This is a genomic window from Promicromonospora sp. MS192 (genome assembly GCF_049532985.1).
GTDB lineage: Bacteria > Actinomycetota > Actinomycetes > Actinomycetales > Cellulomonadaceae > Promicromonospora.
In genome coordinates this window covers 5,576,225-5,594,202 of the sequence record NZ_CP186693.1, presented here as the reverse complement: position 1 = coordinate 5,594,202, position 17,978 = coordinate 5,576,225, and the positions used below count along the sequence as shown (strand labels likewise).

At 72.7% G+C, this 17,978-nt stretch carries 17 protein-coding genes, 1 tRNA gene and 1 pseudogene; 6 read left to right on the top strand and 13 right to left on the bottom strand.

Annotated elements, in window-relative coordinates; translation table 11 throughout:
* Positions 1 to 102: 102 nt before the first annotated feature.
* From pth to ACO229_RS25095, 6 genes are all read right to left on the bottom strand, one after another.
* Positions 103 to 708 (bottom strand): aminoacyl-tRNA hydrolase, encoded by a 606-nt coding sequence (gene pth / locus ACO229_RS25120; protein ID WP_397430795.1) that lies wholly within the window; start codon positions 706 to 708, stop codon positions 103 to 105.
* 200 nt (positions 709 to 908) lie between these two features.
* Positions 909 to 1,520 carry a 50S ribosomal protein L25/general stress protein Ctc gene (locus tag ACO229_RS25115; protein WP_397409358.1) on the bottom strand — a complete coding sequence of 204 codons (612 nt, stop codon included), beginning with the start codon at positions 1,518 to 1,520 and terminating at the stop codon, positions 909 to 911.
* Between the two features lie 220 nt (positions 1,521 to 1,740).
* Complete coding sequence (locus ACO229_RS25110) at positions 1,741 to 2,946, bottom strand: glycosyltransferase (protein ID WP_397409356.1); 1,206 nt, start codon at positions 2,944 to 2,946, stop codon at positions 1,741 to 1,743.
* Positions 2,947 to 3,023: 77 nt separating this feature from the next.
* Positions 3,024 to 4,010 (bottom strand): ribose-phosphate diphosphokinase, encoded by a 987-nt coding sequence (locus tag ACO229_RS25105; RefSeq protein ID WP_397409354.1) that lies wholly within the window; start codon positions 4,008 to 4,010, stop codon positions 3,024 to 3,026.
* Positions 4,010 to 5,587: a bifunctional UDP-N-acetylglucosamine diphosphorylase/glucosamine-1-phosphate N-acetyltransferase GlmU gene (gene glmU, locus ACO229_RS25100; RefSeq protein ID WP_423465345.1), complete on the bottom strand. Its 1,578-nt coding sequence runs from the start codon at positions 5,585 to 5,587 to the stop codon at positions 4,010 to 4,012. Before glmU ends, ACO229_RS25105 begins: the two co-directional genes overlap by 1 nt.
* Before the next feature lie 97 nt (positions 5,588 to 5,684).
* Positions 5,685 to 5,756, bottom strand: a tRNA-Gln gene (locus ACO229_RS25095).
* A 189-nt stretch (positions 5,757 to 5,945) separates the two neighbouring features.
* On the opposite strand from ACO229_RS25095, the gene ACO229_RS25090 reads away from it, so the two are divergent.
* Positions 5,946 to 6,548 carry a TetR/AcrR family transcriptional regulator gene (locus ACO229_RS25090; RefSeq protein WP_397409352.1) on the top strand — a complete coding sequence of 201 codons (603 nt, stop codon included), beginning with the start codon at positions 5,946 to 5,948 and terminating at the stop codon, positions 6,546 to 6,548.
* 740 nt (positions 6,549 to 7,288) lie between these two features.
* On the opposite strand, the gene ACO229_RS25085 is transcribed toward ACO229_RS25090, so the two are convergent.
* The gene (locus tag ACO229_RS25085) at positions 7,289 to 8,332 is read right to left on the bottom strand and encodes a maleylacetate reductase (RefSeq protein ID WP_423463117.1); all 1,044 of its coding nucleotides are present in this window, start codon (positions 8,330 to 8,332) and stop codon (positions 7,289 to 7,291) included.
* Positions 8,333 to 8,421: 89 nt separating this feature from the next.
* On the opposite strand from ACO229_RS25085, the gene ACO229_RS25080 reads away from it, so the two are divergent.
* Complete coding sequence (locus ACO229_RS25080) at positions 8,422 to 8,925, top strand: MarR family winged helix-turn-helix transcriptional regulator (RefSeq protein ID WP_397430798.1); 504 nt, start codon at positions 8,422 to 8,424, stop codon at positions 8,923 to 8,925.
* Between the two features lie 9 nt (positions 8,926 to 8,934).
* Here ACO229_RS25080 and ACO229_RS25075 read toward each other — a convergent pair whose 3' ends face one another.
* On the bottom strand, positions 8,935 to 9,375 hold the full coding sequence (locus tag ACO229_RS25075) for a hypothetical protein (protein WP_423463116.1): 441 nt from the start codon (positions 9,373 to 9,375) through the stop codon (positions 8,935 to 8,937).
* 161 nt (positions 9,376 to 9,536) lie between these two features.
* Between ACO229_RS25075 and ACO229_RS25070 the strand changes: the two genes are divergently transcribed.
* Positions 9,537 to 10,760, top strand: coding sequence for a CynX/NimT family MFS transporter (locus ACO229_RS25070; protein ID WP_397430799.1), 1,224 nt, complete (start codon positions 9,537 to 9,539; stop codon positions 10,758 to 10,760).
* A 56-nt stretch (positions 10,761 to 10,816) separates the two neighbouring features.
* Positions 10,817 to 12,124: an L-lysine 6-transaminase gene (gene lat / locus ACO229_RS25065; protein ID WP_397430801.1), complete on the top strand. Its 1,308-nt coding sequence runs from the start codon at positions 10,817 to 10,819 to the stop codon at positions 12,122 to 12,124.
* 73 nt (positions 12,125 to 12,197) lie between these two features.
* On the opposite strand, the gene ACO229_RS25060 is transcribed toward lat, so the two are convergent.
* Both ACO229_RS25060 and ACO229_RS25055 read right to left on the bottom strand, forming a co-directional pair.
* Positions 12,198 to 12,881, bottom strand: a complete 684-nt coding sequence (locus tag ACO229_RS25060; RefSeq protein ID WP_397430802.1) for a hypothetical protein — start codon at positions 12,879 to 12,881, stop codon at positions 12,198 to 12,200.
* Between the two features lies 1 nt (position 12,882).
* Entirely contained in the window at positions 12,883 to 13,413 is a 531-nt protein-coding gene (locus ACO229_RS25055) for a peptidoglycan-binding protein (protein ID WP_397430803.1), read from the bottom strand.
* 213 nt (positions 13,414 to 13,626) lie between these two features.
* On the opposite strand from ACO229_RS25055, the gene ACO229_RS25050 reads away from it, so the two are divergent.
* A complete protein-coding gene (locus ACO229_RS25050) occupies positions 13,627 to 14,553 on the top strand; it encodes a S66 peptidase family protein (RefSeq protein ID WP_423463115.1) in 927 nt (308 codons plus the stop codon).
* Between the two features lie 3 nt (positions 14,554 to 14,556).
* Here ACO229_RS25050 and ACO229_RS25045 read toward each other — a convergent pair whose 3' ends face one another.
* From ACO229_RS25045 to ACO229_RS25035, 3 genes and pseudogenes are all read right to left on the bottom strand, one after another.
* On the bottom strand, positions 14,557 to 15,033 hold the full coding sequence (locus tag ACO229_RS25045; protein WP_397409334.1) for an Lrp/AsnC family transcriptional regulator: 477 nt from the start codon (positions 15,031 to 15,033) through the stop codon (positions 14,557 to 14,559).
* Complete coding sequence (locus ACO229_RS25040; protein WP_423465344.1) at positions 15,030 to 16,433, bottom strand: ABC-F family ATP-binding cassette domain-containing protein; 1,404 nt, start codon at positions 16,431 to 16,433, stop codon at positions 15,030 to 15,032. Before ACO229_RS25040 ends, ACO229_RS25045 begins: the two co-directional genes overlap by 4 nt.
* Positions 16,427 to 16,895, bottom strand: a pseudogene (locus ACO229_RS25035) (ATP-binding cassette domain-containing protein); the annotation flags it as partial. The gene ACO229_RS25040 and the pseudogene ACO229_RS25035, both read right to left, overlap by 7 nt.
* Positions 16,896 to 16,987: 92 nt before the next feature.
* On the opposite strand from ACO229_RS25035, the gene ACO229_RS25030 reads away from it, so the two are divergent.
* Positions 16,988 to 17,974 carry an acetylxylan esterase gene (locus tag ACO229_RS25030; protein ID WP_423463114.1) on the top strand — a complete coding sequence of 329 codons (987 nt, stop codon included), beginning with the start codon at positions 16,988 to 16,990 and terminating at the stop codon, positions 17,972 to 17,974.
* Positions 17,975 to 17,978 lie beyond the last annotated feature (4 nt).

Sequence of the window (17,978 nt, the reverse complement as noted above, 5' to 3'; positions counted from 1 at the left end):
CCATCGAGATCGGCACAGGCCTGTGCCGATCTCGATGGAAACTGCCGACCTCGCGGGCAAAGCTGCCGACCTCGCGGCAAGCTGCCGACCTGCGCCGGCCGGTCAGGCCCGGGCGGTGTGGTACTTGCCCTGGGCGGTCAGCAGGCCCTCGGTGACCAGCAGCTCGACGGCGTCGGCGGCGTCGTCGACCAGGATCGGCAGGTCCTTGCGCTCGGTGCCGGAGAAGTCGCGCAGCACGTAGTCAGCCGTGTCCATGCGGCCCGGCGGGCGCCCGACGCCGACCCGCACCCGGTGGTAGTCCTTGGTGCCGAGCGCCTTGGTGGTGTCACGCAACCCGTTGTGCCCGCCCTCGCCGCCACCGATCTTCAGCTTGATCGTGTCGAACGGGATGTCCACCTCGTCGTGCACCATCACCACCTGCTCGGCGGGCACGTCGTAGTACTTGGCCAGCGCGCTGACCGGGCCACCCGAGGTGTTCATGTAGGTGGTCGGCTTGGCGAGGACCACGCGCGGTCCCGGTGCACCGCCCGGCAGCACACCGAGGCGCGCCTCGGCGACGACCGCCTGGGCCCGCGGGTGCTTCGAGAACCGGGCGCCGGTGCGCTCGGCGAGCAGGTCCAGCACCATCTGGCCCACGTTGTGCCGGTTGCCGGCGTACTTCGGTCCGGGGTTCCCGAGGCCGACGACGAGCCAGGGCCGGTCACTCATGCGGATCTTCCTCTCACGACGACGGACGTTCTCGGCAGCCGGGGATCCCGGCGGCGACGCGCGCGCCGCGGCGGGAACGAGCCGGGCCGAGGCAGAACCCGCGCCGCGCACGATCATCTCGCGCGCGGGCCCGGAGGTTCTACCTCGGCCCGGTACGTCCCGGCACGCGGCCGGGGCTGGTGCTGCCTGGCGGGAGGGGCTCAGCCCTCGGCGGGCGCCTCGGCGGCGGACTCGGCGGAGTCGGCCGACTCCTCCTCGTCCGCGCTGGCCTCGCCGCGCGGCTCGGTGATCAGCACGACGGCGTGCTCCGGGTCGGTGAGCAGCGTGACGCCGGACGGCAGCGTGACCTCGCCCGCGTGCACCTGGGCACCGGCCTCGAGGCCCTCGATGGAGACGTCGACGGACTCCGGCAGGTGCGTGGCCTCGGCCTCGACCGACAGGGTCTGCGCCTCGACCAGGTGGATGGTGCCCGGGGCCGACTCGCCCACGATGTTGACGGTCACGTCGACGGTGATCTTCTCGCCCGCGCGCACGACCTGGAGGTCGATGTGCTCGATGACGTTGCGGACCGGGTCGCGCTGGATGTCCTTGGCGACGGCCAGCTGGCCCTTGGCGCCGTCGAGCTCGATGGAGAGCAGCACGTTGGTCTGGCGCAGCGCGAGCATCGACTCGTGGCCGGGCAGCGTCACGTGCACGGGGTCGGTGCCGTGCCCGTACAGGACGGCGGGGATCTTGTTGTCGCGGCGGATGCGGCGGGCCGCACCCTTGCCGAACTCGGTACGGGCCTCGGCGGCGAGCTTGATCTCGGCCATGGGAACTCACTCCTGAAAGGTCTGGTGTGCAACTCGAAGATGGCGGCTGCGTCGGCGCGGGACACGTGACGGGCGCGGAGCTGGCACGCGGGGCGAGGTACTGGAGGGGTACTCCGCCCGGGCCGCCGACGGCCGCCCAGTCGATCACGGACGCCGGCCGAGTGCTTGCGGGATCAGGTCCCGTCGCGGCCGTCAGGCGTCCCTCGCCGAGGCAACCTGACTACTGTACCCGCTCGTCGGCCCGCTCCGCACCGACGGGCGGTGTGACGCCGATCGTCGGCTGCGTACGGCGGGGCTTGTAGACCACCTGGACGTGGAACACGAACCGGAGCAGGAACGCCACCACGATCGTCAGGGCCTGGACGAGCACCGGCCACAGGCCCGTGACCTCGACGAGCCACCACAGCACCGGCAGGCGGACGGCCGCCTCCGTGCCGTTGAACGCGAACGAGTGGGCGAACCGCGACCAGGCGCCGCGCCCCTCGTTGCGCAGGTCGCGGAACACGAAGCGCTCCTGCAGCAGGAAGTTGGTCACGATGGTGACGACCGCGGAGATGACCGCCGCCTCCACGTAGTGCGCGCCCAGGGCGGTGAGGCCCCACAGGATGAGCACGTTGAGCACGGCGCCGAAGCCGCCGATGATGGCGAACCGGGACATCCGCCCGAACCGCAGCGCCGCGAGCTGCTCCAGGTAGCGCAGCCCGTTCTTGAACGTGGCCTTGGAGTGCCCGGCGTACCGCTCGCCGAACACGAACGGCTCCTCGCCCACGGCGAGCCGGTTGCGGGCGAGGATCTCCAGCAGGATCTTGAAGCCGCGCGGGCGCAGCGCGTCCAGGTCCAGCCGGTCCACCCGGGCGGCGAAGAACCCCGTCAGGGGGTCGGTCACGTTGCGCAGCCGCGTCGGGAACATGGACCGCGCCAGCAGGGCGGAGGCGATCGAGACGCCGTGCCGCCACCAGCCGTCCAGGCCACCGGCGTCGCCGTCGCCGGTGTAGCGGGAGGCCACGACGATGTCGAGGCCGGCCTCCTGCCCGCGCATGACCAGCGCGGGCACGAGCTCCGGCGGGTGCTGCAGGTCGCCGTCCATCACGACGGCCCACTCCGTGGTCACGGTGCGCAGGCCGGCCACGACGGCGCCGCTCAGCCCGCCCTGCGCCTCCTCCCGGTGCAGCAGCCGCACCGGGACGGGCGCCGTCGCGGCGACCTCGCGGATCCGGTCGGGGGTGTCGTCCGTGGAGTCGTCGACGAAGAGGATCTCCGCCAGGTCGGGAGCCCCCACGGGAGCTGGGCCGCCCTCGGGTCCGTGCACGCCGCCGTGGTCGCGGCCGTCGTCGGGCAGCACGCCGAACGCGGCGCAGAGCCGCTCGGTGAGCGCGCGGACGTTGGGCCCCTCGTTGAACGTCGGGACCACGACGGTGACGGTCACTGACCCTCCCCCATAGATGTCAAGACACGGTCCTGCATCGACCGCGTCTCAGTCAAGTGCCCGTCCGGCGTCGCAGGTCAGGAGTTGCCGTCGAACAGCGAGGTCACGGACCCGTCGGAGTGCACCTCGTTGATCGCGGACGCCAGCAGCGGCGCGATGGAGAGCACCTTGAGCGTCTCGAACCGGCGGTCGTCCTCGATCGGCAGGGTGTCGGTGACGACGACCTCGCGGGCCCCGCACTCGGTCAGCCGCTGGGCGGCGGGACCGGACAGCACGCCGTGCGTGGCCGCGACCGTCACGGACTTGGCGCCCGCGGCCATGATCACCTTGACGGCCTCGGCGATGGTGCCGCCGGTGTCGATGAGGTCGTCCACGAGCACGCAGTCCTTGCCCTGGACGTCACCGACGACGCGGTTGGCCACGGACTGGTTGGGGCGCGTGACGTCGCGGGTCTTGTGCACGAAGGCCAGCGGGCCGCCGCCCAGCTTGGACGCCCAGATCTCGGCGACGCGGATGCGGCCGGCGTCCGGCGAGACCACGGTGACGTTGTCGACGTCGACGCGCGTGCGGACGTAGTCGACGAGGATCGGCATGGCCCACAGGTGGTCCACGGGGCCGTCGAAGAAGCCCTGGATCTGCGCGGTGTGCAGGTCGACGCTCATGAGCCGGTCGGCGCCCGCGGTCTTGAACAGGTCGGCGACGAGGCGCGCCGAGATCGGCTCGCGGCCGCGGCTCTTCTTGTCCTGGCGCGCGTACCCGAAGAACGGCGCCACGACGGTCACGGAGTGCGCCGAGGCCCGCTTGGCGGCGTCGACCATGAGCAGCTGCTCCATGATCCACTGGTTGACGGGCATCGTGTGCGACTGCAGCAGGAACAGGTCCATACCGCGCACGGACTCGCTGAACCGCACGTAGGTCTCGCTGTTGGCGAAGTCGTACGCCGACACGCCGAGCAGGTCGATGCCCAGCTCCTTCGCGACGTTCTTGGCCAGCTCGGGGTGTGCCCGCCCGGCGGCGAGGACGAGCGGGTGACGGTTCGGGCCGGGTGCGGCAGTGCTGGACATCAGTGGGTCTTTCCTTCCTTGTCGGCCCCTCCTGCAGGGACCTGGTCGGCCTCGGCCTGAACGGCCGCTGCCTGCGGGGCCACGGGAGCCCCGGCTGCATTGTGCTCGGCGAGCTGACGCTGCGCCTGGTCACCGAGGCCGGACGTGGTCCCGGACGCCGCCGCGGCGGCGTCCGCCGCGGGGGTCCCGGGCCGGCGGCGAGCCACCCAGCCCTCGATGTTCCGCTGCTGCCCGGCGGTGACGCCGAGGGCACCCGCGGGCACGTCGCGACGGATCACGGACCCGGCGGCGGTGTACGCGCCGTCGCCCACGGACACCGGCGCGACGAACATGTTGTCCGCGCCCGTGCGGGCGTGCGAGCCGATCACCGTGCGGTGCTTGTGGACGCCGTCGTAGTTGACCGTCACGGACGCGGCACCGATGTTGCTGTGCTCGCCGATCGTCGCGTCGCCCACGTAGGAGAGGTGCGGCACCTTGCTGCCCTCACCGATCTCGGCGTTCTTGGTCTCGACGAACGTGCCGATCTTGCCCTTGCGACCCAGGGTCGTGCCCGGCCGCAGGTAGGCGAAGGGCCCGACGGACGCGCCCTCACCGATCACGGCGAGCGAGCCGTGCGTGCGGACCACCGTCGCGCCGACCCCGACCTCGACGTCGGTCAGCGTGGTGTCCGGACCGATCGTGGCACCGGTCGCCACCACGGTGGCGCCCTTGAGCTGCGTGTTCGGCAGGAGCGTGACGTCGGGGGCGAGCTCGACGTCGACGTCGATCCACGTGGTGGCCGGGTCCTGGACCGTGACGCCCGCGCGCTGCCACTCCTCGACGACGCGGCGGTTCATCTCGCGTGCCAGCACCGACAGGGCGACGCGGTCGTTGACACCCTCGACCAGCATCGGGTCGTCGGCGAGCAGCGCCCGCACGTGCAGGCCCTCGGCGCGGGCGAACGCGACGACGTCGGTCAGGTAGACCTCGCCCTGCGCGTTCTTGCTGTCCAGCCCGCCGAGGCCGCGGCGCAGCGTGGCGGCGTCGAACACGTAGACCGAGGAGTTGATCTCGCGGATCTCGAGCTGGTCCGCCGTGGCGTCCTTGTGCTCCACGATCTCCAGCACGTCGCCGGTGTCCTTCTCGCGGACGATCCGGCCGTAGCCCGTCGCGTCGTCGACCTCGGTGGTGAGGATCGTGACGGCGTTGCCGTCGGCGTGGTGGGCGGCCAGGAGCTGGCCGAGCGTGGCGCCGTCGAGCAGCGGCACGTCGCCCGCGACGACCACCACGGAGCCGTCGACGCCGTCGCCCACGACCTCGCCGTCGGCGAGCCCCGCCGCCGCGGCCGCTGCCTGGGCCTTGGCGTCGAGTGCCGCCAGGGCGCACTGCACCGCGCGGCCCGTACCGGGCACGTCGTCCTGGTCCACCAGGATCGCGGCGGGGTCGAGCTGCCCCACGGCCTCGGCGACCAGCTCGCGCTCGTGCCGGATCACCACGGCGACCTGACCCGGGTCCAGCTCACGAGCCGCGGCCAGAGCGTGCCCCACCATCGGCTTGCCGCCGAGGGGGTGCAGGATCTTCGGCAACGCGGACTTCATGCGGGTGCCCTGACCGGCGGCGAGGACGATCACTGCTGCCGGCTGAGGTGTCTCGGTCACGGGTGCTCCGATCGGTGGGTTCGTCAGATCCGGACGGCTCCGCCCCCAGGATTCGAACCTGGACTAAAGGCACCAAAAACCTCTGTGCTGCCGATTACACCAAGGCGGACCGGGCGCGCGCGAGGCTCCGTCGTGCCCCGAAGCGGGCGGGTGCCACCGTCGCACGTCCGTGAACAGTCTGCCAGGTCCACGGGTGTGCCCCATGCCGTACCACCGGATCACCACCGGATCCGCCGACGTGCCGTCAGGCACAATGAACCCCATGGCCGCCGAGAACCGACGTACCCACCGACCTCGCATGACGGCCAGTCAGCGCCGCGAGCAGCTCCTCGCCGTCAGTCGCGGGCTGTTCGCCGAGAAGGGCTTCGAGGGCGCGAGCGTGGAGGAGATCGCGGTGCGCGCCGAGGTGTCCAAGCCGGTCGTGTACGAGCACTTCGGCGGCAAGGAGGGCATCTACGCCGTGGTGGTCGACCGCGAGGTGCAGGCGCTCACGACGGCCCTGACGGTTGCCCTCGGCTCGGGCGGCCACCCCAAGGTGCTGCTGGAGCGCACGGCGCTCGCCCTGCTGGACTACATCGAGTCGTCCGAGGACGGCTTCCGCATCCTGGTCCGCGACTCCCCCGTGGCGCAGGCGACCGGCACGTTCTCCAGCCTGATCGGCGACGTCGCCACGCAGGTCGAGGCGATCCTCGAACCCCAGTTCCGCGCGAACGGTCTGGAGACCAAGGCAGCGCCGCTCTACGCGCAGATGCTGGTGGGGATGATCGCGCTCACGGGCCAGTACTGGCTCGACGCACGCAGCCCCAAGAAGTCCGAGGTGGCGGCCCACCTGGTGAACCTGGCGTGGAACGGGCTGCACAACATGGAGAAGAAGCCGGCGCTGACCAAGCTGTCGCGCTGATCCGGCACCTCGAACGGCACGTTTCCCGATGAAGCGCTGTCCGGCCGTGCCTGGCGTGCCGCACTGAAGATGCGTCAATAAAAGCGGCAAAATGTCGGCAGGATACCGGTTCGGCCGAACGGTGCGCGCATTCTTGCGCCGACGCAGCAAAGTGTGCGTGCACGCAATAGAACGAACGCCTCCCACGGAATTGCGTGGGAGGCGTTCGTTCAGCTGGGGATGGTGCTTGCGCCGCCGCTGAGCGCGACGAGCCGCATACTACCTGCTCAGAGGCCCAGCAGGTCGCGGATCTGCGCCACCGTGATGCCGAGGGAGTCGAGCAGGGTCGCGATGATGTCAACGACGGTCATGGTGCTATTCCTTCCAGAAAACGGGAATCACAGGATGATCACCTGCGAGCGGAACAGTGTTCGCGTTCCATACGCTAAGCACGCGAGACGGACTCTGCAACGGGAATTGGATATTCACCTTTAATGCGCACCAAGTTTCACCCTGTGATATTGGGGTCGGAATCGAGCCACGCAGCGCCACAAACCGGTCATTCTTCTGCCGGCTCAGCGAGGAGCCGTGCGCCTCGGGCGGGCTCCGCTCCGGGGTGAGGTGCCCCCGCGAGGGTGTGTTGCCGGTAGTAGACGTTGTCTACCGAGAGTGTCACGACTGCGCGAGGGGCATCCGGACGCGTCGTCCTGGTCCGCCGGTCGAGCCGCGCCGGACCGGCTCGCACGCGAGCACAGCCGCCCTCACCACGCCGCGATCAGCAGCTCCTCCACGGCGTCCGCCGTCACCGGCCGGGGGTTCGGGTACGGGGCGGCCGCCACCCGCTCGGCCACCTCGCGCAGGACCGTGCGGGGCAGGCCGAGCGCGCCGAGCGTCGTCGGGCCGTCGTGGCGTGCCGCGAGCGCCGCCACCGCGCGGACCGGGTCGCCGCCGGCGACGCGCGTGAGCCGTGCCGTCGCGTCGGGCGCCGCCGCCAGATCGAACCGCATGACGTGCGCCAGCAGCAGCGCGTGCAGCTCCGCGTGCGGCAGCCCGTAGGTGCCGCCGAGCACGTGCGCGAGCTGGTGGTGCAGCCCCATCCGCGCCTGCGCCAGGCAGGCGCCGGCGAGCCAGGCCGCCTCCTGGAGGCGGGCCCGCGCGTCGACGTCGGACGGGTGGTCGAGCACCACGGGCAGGGCGGTCAGGATGCCGTCCGCGGCCTCGACCCCGTACGCGCGGGTCGCCGCGCTCGCCCAGGTGTCCCACAGCGCCTCGACGGCGTGCGCGAGCGCGTTCAGGGCGGAGGTCAGCGTGAGCCCGTGCGGCATCGACAGCGTGAGCTCCGGGTCGTAGACGACGGTGCCGGGCGCGAGGGCGGGATCGCGGCGCGTGGTCTTGACCCCGTCCTCGGTCTCCCCGAGCACGGGTGTGGCCTCCGACCCGGCGTACGTGGTGGGCAGGGCGACCTGGGGCATGCCGGTCCGGATCGCGAGCGCCTTCGAGAGCCCGACGGCGGACCCGCCGCCGATCGCGACCAGCGCGTCCGCGCGCACCTCCCGGGCCAGGGCGAGCGCCGCGGCGGTCACCTCCACCGGGGTGTGCTGGACGGGGCGGCCGAAGGTCGCGGCGTACCGCTCGCCCAGGGCCGCGGCCGTCTCCTGCGCCACCTCGGCCGACGACGGCGCCGCCACCACCAGCACGCGCCGCGCGCCGAGCCGGTCGACCTCGTCCGGAACGAGCCCCCGCGCCCCCGCGCCCTGCAGCACCCGGCCGGCGTACACCTCGTGCACCCTGATGTCTGTTCCCACGGTGCCCGAGCCTACGGTCGATCACGGACCGCGGGCACGGACGCGCCTGTCGAGATTCTTGATATCGAGACATCCGGTAGCCTCTCGCCATGGAGCACACCGGTCCCGCCGACGAGGTCGACCGCATCGTCGCCGCGTGGCGCCACGTGCGCCCTGACCTCGACCTCGAGCCGCTCACGGTGTTCAGCCGGGTCTCGCGGCTGGCCCGGCACCTCGACCTCGCGCGTCGGACGGCGTTCGCCCGGCACAGCCTGGAGACGTGGGAGTTCGACGTGCTCTCGGCGCTGCGCCGCGCCGGCGAGCCCTACCGCCTGTCGCCGGGCACCCTCGTCACGCAGACGCTGGTCACCAGCGGCACCATGACCAACCGGATCGACCGGCTGGAGTCGCGGGGGTTCGTGCAGCGGCACCGCTCCCCCGACGACCGGCGCGGCGTGCTGGTCGAGCTCACCGACGAGGGGCTGGCCCGGGTCGACGCCGCCATGAGCGACCTGCTCGACATCGAGGCCACGGTGCTCACCGCGCTGAACCCGGCGGAGCGCCCGCAGCTCGCGGCCCTGCTGCGCACCGTGACCGCACAGTTCGACGACTGAGCCGCCGCCTCACCGGCGCCGGCTCACGACCACCTTCTCGCGCCCGAGCTGGTCGGGCAGGAAGAAGAGGTCGTCGGCGTCCGCGACGTACAGCGGCAGGTCGCGCATCCTGACCGGCAGGCCGTCGGCGTCGGTGACCGTGAGCTCGACGTGGTCGGCGGCGTTCTTGGCGACGTACTTCCACGTGCCCTCGATCTCGGAGGGCAGGCTGCGGGTGTCGTCGCGCACGGCCTTGTCCAGCACGGCGTCCGGCACGCCGGTCGCCGTGAACGTGCGGTCCTCGCCGAGCGCGACGACCGTCGTGGACCCGGCCGCCGCGTAGGAGCCGACGAACTGCGGCTCCGTGTAGTCGAACTTGCCGATGTCGAGACCGCACCCGGAGAGCAGCCCCGGGAGCACGAGCGCTCCGACAAGTGCTCCCCCGCCCCGGAGGACCTGTCGCTGGTTCATTCGATACCTCAGTTGTTCCGAACCTGGTGACCGGTCGCCCAATCTAGCGGCAAAGCCGCCGGCGCTCCTGGGGAGGAGGCGATGACGAACGCCACACCGCGTGCGGAGAAGATGGACGCCCGAGGCGACGAACCACCCCCGTCCCGCACAATGACAGCATCATGAGCACCAACCGCGCTGCGGCCGGCGGCTCCGCGCTGCTCGTCGCGGTCCTCGTCTTCGCCGTGAACCTGCGCACTCCCATCACGTCCCTGCCGCCGGTCCTGGCCGACGTCGCGACCGGGCTCGGCCTGGACCAGACCCTGACCGGCCTGCTCGTCGGCATCCCGGCGCTCTGCTTCAGCGTGGTGGCGCCCGCGGCGTCGGCCCTGATCGCCCGCGTGGGGCCGTATGCGGCGGTGACCGTGGCGCTCCTGGGCGTGATCGCGGGGACCCTGGTGCGCTCGGCGGGGTCCGGCACCGCCGGCGTGGTGGCGGCGTTCGCCGGGACGGTCCTGCTGGGTGCCGCGATCACGGTGGGCAACGTGGTGGTGCCGGTCATCATCGCGCGCGACTTCCCGGCCAGGACGGCGCTGGCGACCGGCCTGTACTCGTCGGTGATGAACCTCGGGTCGGTCTTCGCGACGTCGCTGACCGCGCCGTTCGCCGCCCTGCTGGGCTGGCAGGGCGCCGTCGCCTCGTGGACGGCGGTCGCGGTGGTGGCGCTCGTGGTCTGGCTGGTCACGACCCGCGGGGCGACGGGCCGCGCGCCTGCGCGGGGCGCGGCGGGCCCGGGCCCGGTCCCGGAGCGGCCGGACGAGACGTGGGCGGGTGTGCTGCGGCGCCCGATCACCTGGGTGCTGTCCCTGGCGTTCGCCGGCCAGTCGTTCTCGTACTTCGCGGTCACGGGCTGGCTGCCCGAGCTGCTCGGCGACCTGCTGGACCTCTCGGTGACGACGGCGGGCAACGCCGCGGCGCCGTTCCAGGGGCTCGCGATCGCGGGCAGCGTGCTCGTACCGCTGGCGCTCGCCGCCCGCGTCCCGATGCGGTGGGCCGCGGTCGCGATGGGCCTCCTGTGGGTCGCGCTCCCGGTGGGCCTGCTGCTGGCGCCCGAGTGGTGGCTGGTGTGGGTGAGCCTCGCGGGGGCCGCCCAGGGCGGGAACTTCGTGGTGATCTTCACGCTCGTGGCGCAGCGGTGCCGCACGGTGGCCCAGACGCGCCGGACGGTGGCGGCCGTCCAGGCGTTCGGCTACGCCGTCGCCGCCACGGCACCCGCGGTGATCGGCGCGGTGCACGCGGCGTCGGGCGGCTGGACGGCGGCGCTCCTGGTCATGCTCGGTTCGACGCTGACCCTGGCGACGGCGGAGCTCGTCGCCACGAGGCGGCCGAGGCACCCGCGACCGTAACAGGAACTTTTCCATAGTCGTTGAATCTTGGCAGGATCATTGCCTACCTTGCCGCTATGACGACATCTCTTGAGCCCACCGCAGTGCTCCCCACCCTCCGCGAGCACCTCCTGGTCGACGGCTTCGACCTCGTCCTCGACCTCACCCGGTCGCACGGCTCCACGCTCGTCGACGCGCGGGACGGTCGCGAGTGGCTCGACCTGTTCACCTTCTTCGCCTCCTCGCCGCTCGGCATGAACCACCCGGCCCTGGCCGACGACGCGGCGTTCCGCGAGGAGCTCGCCACCGCCGCGATCAACAAGCCGTCCAACTCCGACATCTACACCGTCGAGATGGCCCGGTTCGCCGACACCTTCGCGCGCGTGCTCGGCGACCCCGCGCTGCCGCACCTGTTCTTCATCGACGGCGGCGCCCTGGCGGTCGAGAACGCGCTCAAGGTCGCGTTCGACTGGAAGTCCCGTCACAACGAGGCGAACGGCCGCTCCCCCGAGCTGGGCACCCAGGTGATGCACCTGGAGCACGCGTTCCACGGCCGGTCCGGGTACACGATGTCGCTCACCAACACGGAACCGGGCAAGGTCGCCCGGTTCCCCAAGTTCGGCTGGCCGCGCATCCCCTCCCCGTACATCGCCGAGGGCCGGGACATGGACGCGGCGGAGGCGGAGGCGCTCGGCGCCGCCCGCGCGGCGTTCGAGGCGAACCCGCACGACATCGCGGCCTTCATCATGGAGCCCGTCCAGGGCGAGGGCGGCGACAACCACTTCCGCCCCTCGTTCCTCCAGGGGATGCAGGCGCTCTGCCGGGAGTTCGACGCCCTGTTCATCCTGGACGAGGTGCAGACGGGCGCCGGGATCACCGGCACGCCCTGGGCGTACCAGCAGCTCGGCGTCACGCCCGACGTCGTCGCGTTCGGCAAGAAGACGCAGGTCTGCGGCGTCATGGCCGGCGGCCGGGTGGACGAGGTGCCGGACAACGTGTTCGCCGTCTCCTCCCGCATCAACTCCACCTGGGGCGGCAACCTGACCGACATGGTGCGCTCCCGCCGCATCCTGGAGACCTACGAGGCCGAGGGCCTGGTCGACCGGGCCCGCACCATGGGCAAGCAGCTCCAGGACGCGCTCACGGAGCTGGCCGCGCGGCACGACGGCGTGACCGACGTCCGCGGCCGTGGCCTGATGTGCGCGCTGACGCTCCCGTCCCGCGAGGTCCGTGACGCGGTGCTGGCCGCGGTCACCGAGCGGAACGTGCTGCTGCTGGGCTGCGGCGAGCGGTCGGTCCGCTTCCGCCCCGCCCTGACGGTCACGGCGGAGGCCCTGGAGGCGGGCGTCCGCGCCCTGGACGAGGCCCTCGCGGCCACCCTCTGAGACTCCCCGCGCCGGCCGGCGCCGCACGTGTCGGACGCTCAGGTCACCCCGGTGGCCTGGGCGTCCGACCGCGTCACTCGTCGTCGGCGGCCACGCTGTCGGCGATGCGGACCAGCTCCGCCACCGTCGGTCCCGAGCTCCCCTCGGGAGTCCGCCCGAGGGTGGCGAGCAGCAGGTACGAACCGGCGTCGTCGGTCCACTCCACGCGCACCGGGCCGAAGCCGTTGTTGTCCACGCGGGTGACCCGGGCGTCCCGGCCCGACTCCGCCAGCTCCGCCCACTCCACCGTCACCGTGTCGCCGGACAGCTCGTCCGCGAGCTCGGTGGAGCCCGGGTAGGCCACGTACACGATGGCCGACGCCGGGTGGTAGGCCCCGGCGCGGACGTCGTCCTCGGGCCAGGCCGGACCAGGCCCGCCGTCCAGCGTCTCCGCGTTCTCGTCGCCGTCCAGCAGGTACGTGATCCAGGTACCGAGGTGGTCCTCCGCCGTCGTCCGGCCGATCCGCGCCGAGATGTCGGCGGGGCACTCGGCCACGGCGCGCCGGACGTCCTCGGGCACCCAGTGCGGCTGGCGCAGGTCCTCGGCGCAGGTGCCGGCGGTGAGCTCGGTCGCGTCGACGGGCTCGACGACCGGCTCCTCCTCCCCCGCGCCCAGCACGAGCGTGACCACCACGATGATGATCGCGCCGAGCAGCGTCACCGCCCCGCCGAGCAGCCACTCCGGGCGGATCCTGGGCTCCTCGATCGTGGTGACCACGTCAGCCCCCGCACTCGATCTCGGTCACGGCGTCGCGCGAGAGGGCGATCACCGTCTTCGAGGAGACGGGGCTCAGGGCCACGCCCTGCGGCACCCAGGAGCCCCAGTCGCAGTCGTTCTCCGCGAAGTAGGTCTCGCGGGCGCCGCCCGGCGCCCAGTAGCGCACACGGTGGTCGGGTCCCTGGCACTCGAACTCCGGGTCGCACACGGAGACCAGCAGCGCCCGCATGGTGACCCAGGTGCTCTCGTCGACGCAGCCGGTCACCGGCAGGCCGTTGTAGGCCTGGAACGCCTCGGTCGCCACCTCCGACTCCGCGTCCCACGACCCGTCCACGGGCTCGAGCCCGGTGCCCGCCCACAGCACGTTCTGGGCCGCGACCACCGCACCGCCCTCGGTCACGCCGCACTCGCCGACCGGGTCGTTGGACACCCACATCGCGCTCGAGTGCATCGCCTGCACCACGGCGGCGACCAGCAGGGCCGCGACCACGGTGCCGCCGCCCGCCTGCAGCCAGGTCCGGGTGCTGGGCATGTCCTCGGCGCTCCTTCGTCCGCTCGCCCGGAGTTCGGGCCAGCGCGAGCGTAACAATCCGCCCTTAAAAGACGGAAGCGACGCACCGGACATGGTCCCGAGCATGCGCGGGCCCGGTGGCGCGCGTCGATTTCACATGGGGCGAATCTGTCGCGGGCGAAAAGTCAGGGGCGCCTCCGAGCGCCCTCGAGGCAGGCAGGTAGTGTCGGCCGCATGCTCCGGCCCCTGATGAGCCCGCCGCGACTGCAGCCCGGCGACACCGTCGCCGTGGTCGCCCCGTCGGGTCCGGTACCGGCCGACCGGCTCGGTGCCGGCGTCGGCCACCTGCGGGCCTGGGGCCTGGACGTGCAGGTGATGCCGCACGTCCGGGACACGCACCCGGTCCACGGGTACCTGGCCGGGGACGACGCCGCACGCGCCGCGGACTTCCAGGAGGCCTGGCTCGACCCCGACGTCCGCGCCGTCCTCGCCCTGCGCGGCGGCTACGGCGCGACCCGGATGGTCGACCTGGTGGACTGGGACGCCCTGGCCGCCACCGACCCCAAGGTGCTCGTCGGGTACAGCGACTGCACGGTGCTGCACCAGGCCGTGGCGCTGCACCTGGGCGTGGTGTCGTTGCACGGCCCGATGCCGGGCACCGCGTCGTTCCTCGCGTCGGAGTCCGCCCGCGAGCACCTGCGGCAGACGCTGTTCGAGCCCGACGGCGCCCAGAAGCTGACCGGCCCCCGCGCCCGCACCCTCGTGGGCGGCACGGCGCGCGGCGTCACGACCGGCGGCTGCGTCTCGCTGCTGACCACGTCGGTGGGGGTCGGCACCACGCCGCCGTCCGCGGCGGGCGGCATCGTGCTGCTGGAGGACGTCGACGAGCGGGCCTACCGCATCGACTCGTTCCTCACGCACCTGCTGCGCGCGGGCTGGTTCGACGGTGCGCTGGGCGTCGTGCTGGGCTCGTGGCAGGACTGCGAGCCGGTGGAGCCGGTGATCCTGGACCTGCTCGGCCCCCTCGGTATCCCGGTCCTCGGCGAGCTCGGGTTCGGCCACGGACCGGACCCGGTCACCGTGCCGCTCGGCGTCGTGGCCGAGCTGGACGCCGACGCCGGGACCCTGACCCTCGACCAGCCGGCGCTCGGCCCGCGCTGAGGGCTACCGCGTGGCGCCGGGCTCCGTCGTCTGCCCCTCGAAGTACGTCTGGAGCACCACGGTGGTGCGGGTGGAGACCTTGGCCGTGCGGCGGATCCGCCCGAGCAGCTCCTCCAGCGCGCGGGGAGAGGCGACCCGGACCGTGAGCAGGTAGTTCGCGTTGCCGGCCACGGAGTAGCAGGACTCGATCCCGGGCATGCCGCGCAGCCGCTCGGGCGCGTCGTCCTCCTGCGCCTGGTCCAGGGGCGTGATCTCCACGAACGCGGACAGCGGCAGACCGACCGCCTCCGGGTTCACCACCGCCCGGTAGCCCGTGATGACGCCGCGCGCCTCCAGCTTGCGGACCCGCACCTGCACCGCCGACAGGGACAGGCCCGAGATCTCGGACAGCACCGCGAGCGTCGTCCGGCCGTCGTTGCGCAGTGCGTCGACGAGTGCTCGGTCGATCCCGTCGAGCGGTGTCAGATCGTTGTCCGTCATCCCGCCACCTCCGCCGCTTCGAGCCAGGCCGACTCGAGCTCGTCGCGCTCGTCCGCGAGGTCGCGGAGCTCCGCGTCGAGCCGGGCGACGGCTTGGTAGTCCGTGGCCTGCTGCGCGATCGTCTCGTGCAGCTCGGCCTCCTTCTCCGCAATCTTCGCAAGCCGCCGCTCGATGCGGGAGACCTCCTTCTTGGCGGCGCGGATGTCGCGCTGCGAGACCTCCCCGCCCGCGAGGGCGCCCGACGTCGTGCCGCCGCCCGGAGCCGTGCCGCCCGGGGCCGCCGCACCGGAGCCGGTCGCGGACGGGGCGGTGCCCCCGGCCCGCGCCGCGGCCCGCAGCCGCAGGTACTCCTCGACGCCCCCGGGCAGGTCACGGATCGTCCCGTCACCGAGCAGCGCGACCTGCCGGTCGGCGACCCGCTCCAGCAGGTACCGGTCGTGCGACACCACGATCAGCGTGCCCGGCCAGCCGTCCAGCAGGTCCTCGACGGCGGCCAGGGTGTCGGTGTCGAGGTCGTTGGTGGGCTCGTCCAGCAGCAGCACGTTGGGCTCGGAGACGAGCAGCCGCAGGAGCTGCAGCCGCCGCCGCTCGCCGCCGGACAGGTCCCGCACGGGCGTGTACGCGCGCTCGCGCGTGAACCCGAGCCGCTCCGTGAGCTGCGCCGCGGTGAGCTCCTTGCCGTCCACGACGACCCGGCCCTTCTCCTGCTCGATCACCTCCACGGCCGTCAGCCGCCCCACCTCGTCCAGCTCGGTGACGTCCTGCGACAGCTCCCGCACGTGGATGGTCTTGCCGCGCTTCACGCGGCCGGAGTCCGGTTCGCGGCGCCCGGCCAGCAGCGCGAGCAGCGTCGTCTTGCCCGCACCGTTCACGCCGACGACGCCGTAGCGGTCGCCGGGCCCGAGCCGCCACGTCACGTCGTCGAACAGCACCTTGGCGTCGGGGGCGTCCGGTCCGGGCACCTGCACGCTGACCGACTCCAGGTCGAGCACGTCCTTGCCCAGGCGGCGCGTCGCCATGCGGGTCAGCTCCATCGAGTCGCGCGGCGGCGGCTCGTCGGCGATGAGCGCCGCGGCGGCGTCGAGCCGGAACTTCGGCTTGGAGGTGCGGGCGGGTGCCCCGCGGCGCAGCCACGCGAGCTCCTTGCGCAGCAGGTTGTCGCGCTTCTCGGCGGCCGCGGCGGCCTGCCGGCCGCGTTCGGCCCGCGCCAGGATGTACGCGGCGTAGCCGCCCTCGTACCCGTCCACCTCGCCCGTGCCGTCACCGCGCACCTCCCACATCCGGGAGCAGACCTCGTCGAGGAACCAGCGGTCGTGCGTCACGACCACGAGCGCACCGTTCGCACCCGGACGCCCGTACCGTTCGCGCAGGTGGGCCGCCAGCCAGGCGACACCCTCCACGTCGAGGTGGTTGGTGGGCTCGTCGAGCAGGAGCACGTCCGGGTCCTGCACGAGCAGGGCCGCGAGCGCCACCCGCCGGCGCTGCCCACCCGAGAGCTTCGCGACCGGGGCCTCCCAGGCGAGGTCCGCGAGCAGGCCCTGCTGCACCTCGCGCACCCGCGCGTCCGAGGCCCACACGTGCGTCGCCGCGTCGCCGTGCACGACGTCGAGCACCGTCGCGTCGGGGGCGAGGTCGTCGCGCTGGTCGAGCATGCCCAGGGTGGAGCCGCCCACCCGGGTGACGCGTCCGGCGTCGGGCAGGGACGTGGCCGCGAGGATCCGGAGCAGGGTCGACTTGCCTGCCCCGTTGGGTCCGACGACGCCGACGCGGTCGCCGTCGTCGAGGCCGAGGGAGACGCCCTGGAGGAGGGTGCGGGTGCCGATGGTCAGCGCTATGCCGTCTGCGCCGAGAAGATGTGCCACCAGTCAAGGGTAGTCGCGCGCTACGCTCGCCCCGGTCGACGGTGACCTGAGACCCGGCGGCCCGTGACGCGACGACACCGAGGAGTACAGACGTGGCCCAGTTCGACATGCCGCTGCCCGACCTGGAGCGGTACGCCCCCGAGCTCGACGAGCCGGGCGACTTCGACGAGTTCTGGTCGGAGACCCTCGCGGAGGCCAGGTCGTTCGGCGGCGCACCGGCGGTGGAGCGGGTCGACGCGGGCCTGACGCAGGTGCTGGTCGACGACGTGACGTTCCCCGGGTTCGGCGGACACCCCGTCAAGGCGTGGCTGACCCGGCCGGCGCACGCGGAGGGCGACCTGCCGGTGGTGGTGGAGTACCTGGGGTACGGCGGCGGGCGCGGGCTGCCGCACGAGCGCCTGGAGTGGGCCGCCGCGGGCTACGCCCATCTCGTGATGGACACGCGCGGACAGGGTTCGGGGTGGGGCGGGGGCGGTGACACGCCGGACCCGGTGGGCTCGGCCCCCGCGTCGCCGGGCTTCATGACGCGCGGCATCCTGGACCCGCACGAGCACTACTACCGCCGCGTCTTCACGGACGGCGTGCGTGCGGTCGACGCCGTGCGCACGATCGCGGGGATCGATCCCGAGCGGGTGGCCGTGAGCGGCGGGAGCCAGGGCGGCGGCATCACGATCGCGGTCGCGGGGCTGGTACCCGACCTGGTGGCGGCCATGCCGGACGTCCCGTTCCTGTGCCACTACCGCCACGCGGTGTCGATCACGGACAACTTCCCGTACGGCGAGATCACCAAGTACCTCTCCGTGCACCGGGGCCCGGAGGTGGAGGAGCGCGTGTGGCGCACGTTCTCCTACCTGGACGGCGTCTCGTTCGCCCGCCGCGCGCACGCCGCCGGCCTGTTCTCGGTGGCCCTCATGGACGCGACGTGCCCGCCGTCGACGGTGTACGCGGCGTTCAACGGCTGGGGTGCCCGGCAGGCGGACGTGGACCGGGAGATCGACGTCTACCCCTACAACGACCACGAGGGCGGCGGCGACTACCGGTTCCCCCGCAAGCTGGAGTGGCTGGGCAAGCGGGTCTGACGCG